At 65.0% G+C, this 11,940-nt stretch carries 9 protein-coding genes and 2 tRNA genes; 6 read left to right on the forward strand and 5 right to left on the reverse strand.

Annotation, left to right across the window (positions count from 1 at the left end; genetic code table 11):
• Window positions 1–110: 110 nt before the first annotated feature.
• A complete protein-coding gene (locus AC5Y4N_RS14580) occupies window positions 111–527 on the reverse strand; it encodes a hypothetical protein (RefSeq protein WP_499908768.1) in 417 nt (138 codons plus the stop codon).
• 10 nt (window positions 528–537) lie between these two features.
• On the opposite strand from AC5Y4N_RS14580, the gene AC5Y4N_RS14585 reads away from it, so the two are divergent.
• The 4 genes from AC5Y4N_RS14585 to AC5Y4N_RS14600 all read left to right on the forward strand — a co-directional run bounded on the left by AC5Y4N_RS14585 (window position 538) and on the right by AC5Y4N_RS14600 (window position 6,457).
• Window positions 538–4,362 (forward strand): Ig-like domain-containing protein, encoded by a 3,825-nt coding sequence (locus tag AC5Y4N_RS14585; protein ID WP_499908766.1) that lies wholly within the window; start codon window positions 538–540, stop codon window positions 4,360–4,362.
• A gap of 201 nt (window positions 4,363–4,563) precedes the next feature.
• On the forward strand, window positions 4,564–5,172 hold the full coding sequence (locus tag AC5Y4N_RS14590; RefSeq protein WP_499908764.1) for a mycothiol-dependent nitroreductase Rv2466c family protein: 609 nt from the start codon (window positions 4,564–4,566) through the stop codon (window positions 5,170–5,172).
• A 17-nt stretch (window positions 5,173–5,189) separates the two neighbouring features.
• Complete coding sequence (locus AC5Y4N_RS14595; protein ID WP_499908762.1) at window positions 5,190–5,663, forward strand: ribose-5-phosphate isomerase; 474 nt, start codon at window positions 5,190–5,192, stop codon at window positions 5,661–5,663.
• Complete coding sequence (locus AC5Y4N_RS14600; RefSeq protein WP_499908760.1) at window positions 5,663–6,457, forward strand: Fpg/Nei family DNA glycosylase; 795 nt, start codon at window positions 5,663–5,665, stop codon at window positions 6,455–6,457. The genes AC5Y4N_RS14595 and AC5Y4N_RS14600 overlap by 1 nt, the downstream gene beginning before the upstream one ends.
• Here the strand turns inward: AC5Y4N_RS14600 and AC5Y4N_RS14605 are convergent.
• Window positions 6,454–8,649, reverse strand: a complete 2,196-nt coding sequence (locus AC5Y4N_RS14605; RefSeq protein WP_499908758.1) for a hypothetical protein — start codon at window positions 8,647–8,649, stop codon at window positions 6,454–6,456. The two genes, AC5Y4N_RS14600 and AC5Y4N_RS14605, sit on opposite strands and share 4 nt — an antisense overlap.
• Window position 8,650: 1 nt before the next feature.
• Window positions 8,651–9,691 (reverse strand): LamG-like jellyroll fold domain-containing protein, encoded by a 1,041-nt coding sequence (locus tag AC5Y4N_RS14610; protein ID WP_499908756.1) that lies wholly within the window; start codon window positions 9,689–9,691, stop codon window positions 8,651–8,653.
• A gap of 131 nt (window positions 9,692–9,822) precedes the next feature.
• On the opposite strand from AC5Y4N_RS14610, the gene AC5Y4N_RS14615 reads away from it, so the two are divergent.
• Entirely contained in the window at window positions 9,823–10,779 is a 957-nt protein-coding gene (locus AC5Y4N_RS14615) for a cation diffusion facilitator family transporter (RefSeq protein ID WP_499908754.1), read from the forward strand.
• Between the two features lie 7 nt (window positions 10,780–10,786).
• Here AC5Y4N_RS14615 and AC5Y4N_RS14620 read toward each other — a convergent pair whose 3' ends face one another.
• The gene (locus AC5Y4N_RS14620; protein WP_499908752.1) at window positions 10,787–11,584 is read right to left on the reverse strand and encodes a DUF1542 domain-containing protein; all 798 of its coding nucleotides are present in this window, start codon (window positions 11,582–11,584) and stop codon (window positions 10,787–10,789) included.
• Window positions 11,585–11,706: 122 nt separating this feature from the next.
• Window positions 11,707–11,777: transfer RNA gene (locus tag AC5Y4N_RS14625), tRNA-Gly, on the reverse strand.
• Window positions 11,778–11,855: 78 nt separating this feature from the next.
• On the opposite strand from AC5Y4N_RS14625, the gene AC5Y4N_RS14630 reads away from it, so the two are divergent.
• Window positions 11,856–11,929 (forward strand) — tRNA-Pro (locus AC5Y4N_RS14630).
• The last annotated feature ends 11 nt before the right edge of the window (window positions 11,930–11,940 follow it).

An 11,940-nucleotide genomic window follows, 5' to 3' on the forward strand; every position in this document is an offset into this window, starting at 1 on the left:
CAGTGGTTGGCAGGTCGCGTCGCAGAATCTTGGGAGTTCAGCATGGCATCGACAAAGGGGTCGCACCGGGCCGTCTCTAGCAAAGCTCACCGCAGCGCGGGCGGCACAACTTATGCGCGGTACATCGGTCGAGTCGGCGCATTGGCCGTCGCGCTCGGCGTTGGGGCGGCGATTGCCAGCACACCTGGTGTGGCCTGGGCCAGCCCCGAGAACTCGACCTCGCCGGCCTCGCCGGGTGGCGAGGACTCCAGCCCGGGCACCTCGCCCGGGCCGGCTGCCAACACGCCGCCGAGCCAGAAGCACCGGTCGCTTCCCCCGCTGCAGAAGCCCGGCAAGTGGAACCCGCACAAGAAACCCCCGAGGCAGTCGCCGTCAGGCCCGACCAATACACCCGACTCCGGGACCGCGGTCAGCAGCCCGGGTGCTCTGAACACCTCAGTCGACGACCACGACACCGACGGAAAAGCAGGCGCTCCTGCCGCCAACGCCCCAACAGGTCCCGACGTCACCGCCTCCGAAAAGGACAAGCAGCCCGTCGTGGCGTTCGACGTCGGCGCACAACCTCCTTCGTCACTGCAGTCACCGGTGTCCTTGCCGAATCCGCCTGTGTCGACGGATGATTCGCTTGCCGAGCCAGTGCTCCCGACGGCGGCGCTTCCTAAATTGAACCGAACCCACGAACAGCCAGCGAGGCAGAGGCAATTCAACCGCGGCCCTGCTGTTGCGCTCACCGGGTCATCAGACCCGTCCAAGCCCGCAGCCGACGTCGACGCTCTTACGACGCAGACGACCCTGGCCGGCAACGCCCGAAGCGCCGAGCCGGGAGTGCTGAAGTTCGCCGCACCACAGTCGCCGTCCTCCTCGGCGACGGCCACTTCAGCAGTTGTGCCGACGTCGTTCGCGACGGCCGCCGCAACGCCTGTGACACAAGCGCAGGCAACCCAGCCGACGCTGGCGACCCCCGGAGCCACTGGAGTCATGGGGACGCTGATGAGCGCGGTGCTGTCGCCGCTGCTCGCGCCGTCACCGGCCGCTCCTGCACCCCAGCATCCGCTGTTGTGGGCGGTTCTTGGTTGGGTGCGCCGCTCGTTCAACAACCAGTCGCCGAACATCTCGCCGACTGTCGGTACGCCAGATGCCTTGGGCAACATCAAGATAACGCTGAACGAGACCGACACCGACGGCGACCGCTTGATATACAGCGCTACAAACGGTGCCAAAGGCACGGTCACGGTCAATTCCGACGGGCACAGCTTGACCTACAAGCCCGATCCTGGTGCCACCGGCACAGACACGTTCACCGTGAAGGCCAACGACAACACGAACTTTCACCTGCACGGGCTCTTAGGTTTCCTCAAGCCCAACGGCGGCCACGTTTCCACGAAAACCGTGACAGTGACGCTGCCGGCGGCCGATACAGCTCCGGCTGTGGGCCAGCCAGTTCGCGGAACTCCGAACGCCGACGGGTCATTTGGCGGATCATTCCGCGTCAGTGATCCCCACGTGAACGACGTGACGGTCGCTGTGGCGGACCAGCCGGACTACGGCAGACTCGATTACACCGTCTCCCAGGTGGACGCGACAACCCGACAGGTCAACTACACCTACACGCCGACGCAAGCGGGAAGCATCAAGGCAGGACTCACTGAGGCCGATGAGACCGACAGCTTCACCTTCTCGGTCGCCGACCCGCAGCACCCTCCGGTGCCGGTGGTCGTCGACCAGATCGTCGTGACGCCAACGCATTTCGAGGTTTCTCCTGCGACTGCGTCGACTGGAAACCAGCCGATAGGAATCGTTACGGTTGGCGACAGGCTGTATGTCGCGAACCAGTTGAGCGGCACAGTGTCTGTGTTCAATGCCGACACTCTGGAGCCGGTCGACACGGACGATTCCGTTGCTGGCGCCACTCCCATCTCGGTCACCCAATACCCGGGATTCATCGCTGTCAACGGCACGAAGCTCTACGTCGCCTCGCCAGCCGGTTATGTCGGGGTCGTCGACACAACGACGAATAAAGAAGTGGCGCGTATTCCGGTAGCCACCAACTCGGTACAAATCGCTGCCGCCGGCAATAAGGCCTACATCAGCAACGTCAGCGATAATACGGTGACGGTGATCGACACCCCCGCCGACAGCCCGGCCGCCGGCATCGCCCCGATTCCGGTGGGCGCCCGACCTCTGGGACTGGCCGTCAACGGCGACAAGCTCTTCGTGGCGAACTCAGGCGACAACACTGTGAGCGTGATCAATCTCCAGACGCACCAAGTCGTCGACACTGACACGAATACGCCTGGCGTCCAAGGGATCTCCGTGGGCGGCGCCCCGTTCGCAGTGGCGGCAAGCGGCGACCGCATCTATGTCTCCAACAGCACAGACGGCTCGGTGACAGTGATCGACAGCACCAACTATCACGTCGTCGGCACGGTGGCCGTCGGCGCCAGCCCCTCCTCCATCGTATTCAGCCCGGACGGCACGGTGGCGTATGTCACGAATTCGAGCGACGACACTGTGTCAGTGGTAGACACCACGTCCAATCAGGTCATCACGACAATTCATTTCGATGCCCCGCCCGACCCTTCCACTCCGTCGTCGCTCAACCTCGCCGCGATCAGCGCCGATGGCAAGCGCCTGTTCGTCGACGATGCGGCGGACAACAATGTCACGGTGATCTCTCTCGTAGCGGGGGAGAACGCGAAGGCGCCGCAACCCACAGCGGTAGTCGACCAGGCACACATCAGCGATGCGACGGGCGCCGTCCCCGTGACGGTGACAGTGGGAGATCCCGAGGGCAATTCGGCGATCGTCACGACCAGCAAAGCACAACATGGCGACGTGGCGGTGGTCGCGAACGGCGATGGCACCTACAGCGTCACCTATACGCCGACTGAACAGAGCCGCATCGACTACCACACCGGGCCGACGCAGGACAGCTTCACGGTCTTCGTCAACGACGGCTACCGCGTCGCCGAGGTCCCGGTGACTGTGCCGATCAGTGCGCTGAACGTCGCACCGGAGGTGTCGGTCGATTCGACGGCGCCGAACCAGGACGGCGCGGTGACTGTCTTCATAACCGTCAGAGACCGCAATGGCGTGGAGCCGCCGAACGGCGACCCCATTACCGTCTCGATCACACAGCAACCGACAACAGGAACGATCTCGAATCCGGACTACCTGAACAGCGGCGTGTACATCGCTACGTACACACCAACCCCAGACGCGCGCATCGCGGCGTACGGCACGGGGCCTGACGCGGACACATTCACCGTTACCGTGAGCGATGGCAAGAACCAAGTGACACGCGAAGGCACGGTCAACATCAGCCCAAGCGCCGCTGTCGTCGTGGACACCTTGGATCTGACTGACGCTCAGGATCGCGCAAGGAATGCGGTGGTGGTCGACAACCGACTGTATGTGTCCGACGGCTTGGACCAGGTTGCAATTGTTGACGTCGACCCATCTAGTCCGACCTACGGGACGGTCGTTGGGACTGTGCGAGTGGACGGTCCCAGCGGAGGCTTCCCCGACGGCGTCGTGGCGGTGGGCAACCGCGTTTATGTCGCTGGCGGGTACAACGTTTGGGTGGTCGACACCGACCCCAACAATCCCGGGGACCCTGCAGTCGAGACCCTCCTCGATGAGCCAAACACAGGAGGGTTCATGGGGTCGATACATGCGGTTGGGGACTACCTCTACGCGGGGGAAAACGGCGCGGTTGAGGTCTTCGACATCAATCCTGCGAGCCCGACCTACAACACCGACGTCGGCACTATTTTCCTGAGCCAGCCAGGCGACGCTCGGCTCGCGAACTCCATAACGTCGAGCGGAGATCGCCTGTATGTCGGCGATGAATTCGAGCGGGCGGTCAGTGTGATCGATGTCAACCCCGACAGCCCTAACTACCGCACGGTAGTCGCGTCGATCAAGTACGGTGCCGACGCAAACGTCAGAAACACGCAGGACATGGTCGCCACCGCGACTCGTCTGTACATCAGCGATTACGCCGACAACAGTGTGACAGTGGTTGACATCGACCCCGCTAGCGTCGGATACAACACCGTCATAGACATCGATTCATCCACCGGCGCAATCGACTCAATCAGCGTCCCCTCCGCAGGCGGCATGGCGCTCGTCGGAGACCGGCTCTACGTGACCAGCTTGAACGACAACAGCGTGACAGTCATCGACACGGCGACCAACATGGTAGTAGATGTCGACCCGACGACCAGTAGCACCGACACGGTGGCTACGGGCTTGAGCCCGTACAGGATCGCCGCCAGCGGCAATCGGCTCTACGTCACAAATTTCGATGACGCGACCGTCACGGTGATTGCAATTGCGAATTCGCCTTCCACGGTTTGAGCTGTGCCTCGCGTCGTCATACAGAGGCAATAACGAAGCGAGTAGAACGCGGCTCGATCGACCGGCACACTCGCCATCTGCCGGCGGTTGGCCGGCGGTGGCGCCGCACCACCGTACTGGGTCGGCGGTCGGGAACAGGCTCCGTCGGCTCACGGTTGTGTCGGTGGAAGACTTGGATCACGCCTATCCGAGAGGACCGCTATGCCCGAGAAGTCTGTTGCCGATTTCTGGTTCGACCCGCTGTGCCCGTGGTGCTGGATCACCTCGCGCTGGATCCTCGAGGTGGAGAAGGTCCGCGACATCGAGGCCAACTTCCACGTGATGAGCCTCGCGGTGCTCAACGAGAAGAAGGACGTGCCGGACGAGTATCGGGAGAAGCTCAAGGATGCGTTCAAGCCGGTGCGCGTGCTCATCGCTGCCGAGCAGGCCAAGGGCTCCGAGGTGCTCGCGCCGCTGTACACCGCGATGGGCACCCGCATTCACAATCAAGGCAACAAACACCTCGACGCCGTCATCTCCGAGTCGCTCGCCGAAGTCGGCCTGCCCGCCGAACTCGCCGAAGCCGCCACCACCGACCGCTACGACGAGGCGCTGCGCAAGAGCCACCACGCCGGCATGGACGCGGTCGGCGAAGACGTCGGCACCCCGACCATCCACGTCAACGGCGTCGCGTTCTTCGGCCCAGTGCTGTCGCGCATTCCTCGCGGCGAGGACGCGGGCAAGCTGTGGGACGCATCGGTGACGTTCGCCTCTTACCCCCACTTCTGGGAACTGAAGCGCACCCGCACCGAGCCGCCGCAGTTCGACTGACCGATAGGCTCGGCGCCATGCGCGTCTACCTCGGCTGTGACCATGCCGGATTCGAACTCAAGCAGGCGATCGTCGACCACTTGAAACGCAGCGGCCACGAGCCGATCGACTGCGGCGCCTACTCGTACGACGCCGACGACGACTACCCGGCGTTTTGCATCGCGGCGGCCGAACGCACCGTCAACGACCCGGGCAGCCTCGGCATCGTGATCGGCGGCTCAGGCAACGGCGAGCAGATCGCCGCCAACAAGGTGCCTGGTGTGCGCTGCGCACTGGCCTGGAGCACCGAGACGGCGTCGCTGGCCCGCGAGCACAACGACGCCCAGCTGATCGGGATCGGCGCGCGCATGCACACCGTCGAGCAGGCGCTGGCAATCGTCGACGCGTTCTTGTCCACCCCGTGGTCGAAAGCCGAACGGCACCAACGCCGTATCGACATTCTGGCCGAGTACGAGCGCACGCACGAGGCGCCGCCCGTGCCGGGGGCCTAGTGCCCGAAGGCCACACGCTGCACCGGCTGGCCCGGTTGCACCAACGCAAACTCGGCGGGCGCCCCGTCGCGGTATCCAGCCCGCAGGGCCGATTCGCCGACGGCGCAGCGATTGTCGACGGCCGCGTGCTCAAGCGGGCCACCGCCTACGGCAAGCACCTGTTCCACCACTACGCCGGGGGGCCGATCGTGCATGTGCACCTCGGTCTCTACGGGTCGTTTTCCGAGTCGGAGGTGCCGATGCCGCTGCCGGTGGGCGAAGTGCGGATGCGCATGGTGGGCGTCGACTTCGGCACCGATCTTCGCGGGCCGACGGCATGTGAGGTGATCGACGAGGCACAGATGGACGCGGTGATCGCCCGGCTCGGTCCCGACCCGTTGCAACGCGACGCCGACCCCGCCCGCGCGTGGAGCCGAATCACCAAGTCGCAGCGGCCAATTGGTGCCCTGCTGATGGATCAAGCGGTGATCGCCGGCGTGGGCAACGTGTACCGCAACGAGCTGCTGTATCGGCACGGCATCGATCCTTACCGTCCGGGCCGGACCATCGACGCGAGTGAGTTCGAGTCGATGTGGGCCGACCTGGTGGAGCTGATGAAAGTCGGATACCGGCGCGGCAAGATCCACGTCGTGCGTCCGGAACATGACCATGGTGCACCGTCGTATCGGCCGGGCCGGCCGCGGACGTACGTGTATCGCCGCGCCGGTGAGGCGTGCAGGGTATGCGGCGAAAAGGTACACACGGCCGTGGTCGAGGGCCGCAACGTGTTCTGGTGCCCGGCCTGTCAGAGCTAGCCGTCAGCGGTGTGCAGCTCCGGGAAGATGTCGCGGTTGGCACCATCGGCCAGCGCCAACAGCATCATCCGAACGTAATCGGGGAAGCGTGGCCCCGCGCGGCGGCCAAGACTGTCGTTGGTGACGCGCTGGCCCCACCGGCCGTGAAAACCGCCCTCCTCGTCGTCGCTGGGCCACCAGGTCTGGATGGAGCGGTCGACGATGTAGTCGTAGGTGCGGCCGGGCTGGGACAGGACGGTCGCTGCTTGCGCCGAGTTCCAGTCGACTACGTCGGTGATGCCGGGTATCGGCAGGTCTTTCGGGCGGATCGTCCGTCCCGACGTCGGCTCGTCGGGGCCGTTGTCCGGTGTCGGGGTGTCCGCAGAGGGGCGTGGGATATCCGGACCGGCGAACGAGCCGCTGGCGGCATCGATGAATTCATAGATCCCTGAGGCGAACCCGGCCCAGCCGGCCGCTGCCGAACCGGGGATTCCGCCCACCGCCGCACCGGCCTTCGCGCCGGCCACAATCTTGGCGAGCCATGCGGCCAGTCCCTCGAGGACCCGACCGGGACTGCCGTCGTCTCCAGACGGGTCCGGTCCCGGCGGCGGCGGTGGTGGCACCAGGCCCGGTCCGTCGAATGCGCCGCAGCCCTGAGGTTCTTCCGATGCCGGATACGGGTCGACGTCGTGGTTGCCCGGCTGCAGGTTGAGGCTATGCGTACCCAGTGCAACATAGAATCTCGGGTGGCCCCGAACGGTATCCGGGGTGTCTGATCCGCTCCATGTGCGCACCGTCATGGCGGTCCGGTTTTCGTCGTCGAACTGATGAGCGGGGTAGCCGCTGTCACCTGGCGCCGGCCGAGACCCGGTGAGCCCCAGGTATTTTGGCGTGTAGCCTTCCAGGTCGCCGGTGCCGTCGCCCTCGAGCATGACGGCGATGCACTGCCAGTCCCCGGCGTGGCTGGACACCTCGGCGCCGGACATCTCGCTGCATGCGACCGACTGCTCGTGGGCGGGGAAGAAGAAGTAATAGCACAACAGCTTCGGATTGTGCAGCTTGTTCACGATCGGTTTCAGATTCGGCGCGGCGCTGCGCGAGGCCAGCCTGGTCAGTCGATTCTGGTCGAAAACCTCAGCGTGGTACCAAAAGCGAGAGTCCTCGAGCGCGCCGTCGTAGGCGGTCTTGATGGCGTCGCGATCGGAGTAGACGTTGACACTGGTGCTCGTCACGCCGCTCTCGTGCGACCCCGCCACGTCTTTCCAGCCGCCGAGTTCCAGGAAGTGCTCCTGGTTCTCGCCGGCGAGCGCGTTGCCCAGGAAGGTGCCGCTCGCTTCCGGCACGGCGGTGAGCTGACCCGCAACGACTTTGGGTTCGCGTGGGAACGCAGCACTCGCGGCACCACCCCAACGCGACTTGTCGTCGGCCGGAGATCCGGCTGACCACAGAGCGGCACTTTCCACGAAGCGCTTGACGTTGACCGGCACGTACTTCTCCCTGGGATGCAGCACCAGGATCGGCTCGAAGCGGCGGATCAGCGGCTCGTCGGGATGCGTCGCGCCGGGATCACCAGTGCGAACCTTGATTTCGAGCGCGATGGCGGCCACGTCGGCCGGGGTGGGCCATGTCCAGCTGACACTCGGCGGTACGTCGTCGGCGGCGGCCGATTGCAGGACTGCCGATTTGGCGAGCACCCCCTGTGTCACAGGTAGCTGGTGAACTTGAGTCAAAGTGCCTGCGACGGCGACAGTTTGGCTCGACGACAACGCGATCGCGGCGGCGCAGAGTTGGTGGTCGGCCGGTGTCGGGGGAGGCAACGCGACGGTAGCGGCAGTGGTGGCTTGATCGCTCGCGGCAATTGCCTGCACGACAGGATCCGCGAGAGCGGCGTTGACAAAGGCGAAGGCCGACCAGGCGCAGTAATCTTGCTTCTCGCCGCCGAAATCGATTGTGAATTGCGATGTTTCGGCCCCTACCGGGACGAGCTGGTAGCACGTCAGCCGACGGTCGTCGGTATTGGCGGTCTGGATCTCTTTGAGTGTCACGCCAGCGAATGTCACGGTCGGCTTGGCCGGAACGGCCGGCAGGAGGGCCGCCCGGGCGCTGGTGACGAAGACGAACACCACGGTGTCGGCGTCGACATGGGCGGTGTCGGTAAGGAAGATCGCGGCGTCCCCGGTGCCGCTGCCCGAGGTGATACTGATACTCGGCATGTCAGTAGCCCTGTGCGATTCCGACGATCATGTTGCCAAATGCCGGGTCACAAGCGAGCGGCGAAAACGTACGGTCGATCACCTTCTTCAAGCACTTGCTTGCGAGCAGCGCTTGAATTTCCGGCAGGTCCATCGGCTCGACTCCCTGCTCGCGCAGCCAACCCAACATGGCCGTGGCTATCGGCGGAATCTTGTGGAGCTTGTTGGTCGACCATGCCGTCGCGTAATCACGAGCGCCTGACTCCCAACGGTCGAAGGCCTCGTCCGTGTGCACCACACCGCGAAGCGCATTCGTCGCTGCCTCTATCAGGCGACGCAATTCCAGAGCACACTCCCGATCGTCTTTGAGTGCCAGCACAAGTTGCCTGCCCCAGTCCGCCCAGCAGTGGCTCACCGTTCCAAACACCGGTCGGCGTCGCACGTTCTCGTCGATTGCCCGTGGGTTCAGCCGCCAGATCTTGACGTCGTCGATCACCGTGCGGACGCCATCGGATCCGTTGAGCCGGTTGCCAATAGCGATCCGCTGGCCGGCGATCAGTGGGGTATATCCGCCCCGGTCCGGAAAACTGAGGACCAGCTGGCCATCGATCGAGACGTCGAGGAACTGCCAGCCGTCGTAGAACAAGCTGACAGTGACCCAGTCGCCGACGTCGACGCTGACCGGCTCATCCCCACCGAAACCGACGCTGCGGTCTTGGGTTTGGACAAACCCGTCGAATTTTCGCGGAGCCCTTACCGCCAGATTGAACGACTCGCTTTCGATCAGCGTGCCGGGCTGATCGAGAACATCTCGGGAGCAGACGATGTCGACCGCCACACCACCGACCACTCTCCACTGGAACGGCAGGTGGACGGCGATCGCGCTGTCCGCGCCGCGCATGCGAACCGCGCCCGAACGCGGCGCACTGCCGTCGACAAGGAAATCCGTGTCGGCGATGCGGTGTGCTGTGTCATGGCCAGCCCGCGCGGGAGACTGGTCGAATATCACACCGGGCACGCCCTTATAGCTGTGGTCGAGCACCAATTCCCAGGGATAGTCCATTGGTCCCCTCAGGGCCGCGCGGAAGGTAGGCAGACGGTATCGCACATCAGTACCGCTTTTCGGCGAAACGCGGCAGCGACGACCATGGCGCACGCTGATTGGAAGGACAGGCAATTGGGAATTCGGCGCCGGTGACGAACGATCAGATCGCCCCTGCGGCGGACTCCAACGAGAGCACCCGCACCGTGATCATCGCACTTGTGGCCAACGGCTTGATCGCGGCTGCCAAGACGATCGCCACCGGGCTTTCCGGTTCGGCATCGATGATGGCCGAGGCGGCGCACTCCTGGGCTGACACCGGAAACCAGGTGTTTCTGTTGGTCGCCGACCGCCGCAGCAGGCGGCCTCCCGACGCCCGTCATCCGCTGGGCTTCGGCCGTGAAGCCTATGTCTGGTCGCTGCTAGCGGCTGTGGGCCTGTTCGTGGTGGGGGCTTCGGTGTCGATCTGGCACGGGATCACCGAACTTCTCCGCGGCGAATCCGAGCGGGGTGACTACCTTCCTGCCTACGTCGTGTTGGCCATTGCGCTTGTGCTGAAGGGCATTTCGTTCCTTCAGGCCGTGCGGCAACTGCGGGGTGAGGCGCGGCTGTACCACCGCGACCTCCTGCAGCATGCGCTTGCCACGTCCGATCCGACGACGCGGGCGGTGTTCGCCGAGGACAGCGCTGCGGTGATCGGGATCGTGATCGCCTTCGCCGGCATCGGACTGCACCAGTTGACCGGCAACGCAATGTGGGACGCGATCGGTTCGATCCTCGTCGGTGTGCTGCTGGGTGTGATCGCCGTGGTGCTGATCGACCGCAACCGCCGATTCATCACCGGCGAGCCGGCCTCTGATCAACTGCGCGACGCCGTCGTGGCGCGCATCAAGGACCTGCCCCAGGTCGTCGATGTCCGGTTCATCCGTCTGGTGTTCGTCGGACCGAAGCGCCTGTTTGTCGTCGCCAGTGTGGATCTCGTCGGCAACGACGTGGAATCGAGCGTCGCCCATACTCTTCGACGCCTGGAGCGGGAACTGGAATCCGACCCGCACATCGCCGACGCGGTGCTGACAATCGCCGACCCGGAAACCGGCGACGTGAAGTGAAACCGGCTCAGAAGTCGCCGAAGCCGCCGCCGAAGTCTCCGCCCCCGAAATCGCCGCCGCCGAAGTCGCCCCAGCCGCTGCTGTCACCGACCCCGCTGTCCCAGCCGCTGTTGTCCCAGTTGCCGGCGTCCTGGGCCTCAGCGGCGTCGAAGCCGGCGTCGTATCCGCTGTCGTACGCGTTGTCGTAGCCGACGCCGTGCATCCCGGAGAACAGCGCATCGAACACCAGCATCGAGCCGACACCCCACGCGCCGGCCACCAGCGCCGTCTTCCACCACGGCTCGGAGTACCAGCCTGCCGGCACCGGATGGCCGGCGACGGTGCCGCCGGGGTAGTAGTTCGGCGTGCGCGGAGACGGCGTGGGCGATGCTTCGATCTCGCGGCCTTCCACCTGCACCCGACGGTCTTCGGTGACCGCGCCGGCGGCGCGCTGCCCGTTCAGTGACTCGAGCTCGGGGCCCGGGTCCATGCCCATCGCCTGCCGCGCGGCGCGCACATAGTAGAGCCCTTCGAGCGCGCTCTCCTTTGCCAGTTGGGCCTGCTTCACAGTGGTGGCCTGCTCGATCTGCGACGAGGCTGCGGTGTAGCGCTCCGACGCGTCAGCCAGGGCCTGCTTGGCTGCATCGTCGGTGGCCGTCAGGTTGAGCACCTGGCCACCGAGCCGCTCGATGAGCCGGCGCGCGTCTGCTTTGGCGTCGGCCAGCGTGGCTTCGGTGCGACGGCGCGACGCTCGCGAGGAGCCGATGACCGCCCAGGCGATCGCCGCGATCACCAAGACGAGGATGACGAGTAGCGCGGCGTTCATGGCGTCCACAGTACCGACGATGCCCCAGCGCAAGGCTGCGCCGAAAGCGACGTTTTGCAGGGCTCTTCTCGCACTTCTTCTGCGAAACGTCGCTCTGGACGATCACCGGGCCCGGCGTTCGGAGCGGGTGACGGGAATCGAACCCGCGTAACTAGCTTGGAAGGCTAGGGCTCTACCACTGAGCTACACCCGCAGTGCAGCAACGATGGCACTGTACGGTGCCTTCGCGCACCACGCCAAGCGAGCCGTAGGATCGCCTGGTTACTGGATTCGGGGTGTAGCGCAGCTTGGTAGCGCATCCGCTTTGGGAGCGGAAGGCCGCAGGTTCAAATCCTGTCACCCCGACTGGAGCTGAC

It is taken from the genome of Mycobacterium sp. NGS19 (assembly GCF_059813155.1).

Coding starts and splice junctions, on each gene's coding strand:
- AC5Y4N_RS14620 (WP_499908752.1), bottom strand. CDS start 11,584: ATGAACGCCGCGCTACTCGTCATCCTCGTCTTGGTGATCGCGGCGATC.
- AC5Y4N_RS14610 (WP_499908756.1), bottom strand. CDS start 9,691: ATGGACTATCCCTGGGAATTGGTGCTCGACCACAGCTATAAGGGCGTG.
- AC5Y4N_RS14595 (WP_499908762.1), top strand. CDS start 5,190: ATGCGCGTCTACCTCGGCTGTGACCATGCCGGATTCGAACTCAAGCAG.
- AC5Y4N_RS14590 (WP_499908764.1), top strand. CDS start 4,564: ATGCCCGAGAAGTCTGTTGCCGATTTCTGGTTCGACCCGCTGTGCCCG.
- AC5Y4N_RS14605 (WP_499908758.1), bottom strand. CDS start 8,649: ATGCCGAGTATCAGTATCACCTCGGGCAGCGGCACCGGGGACGCCGCG.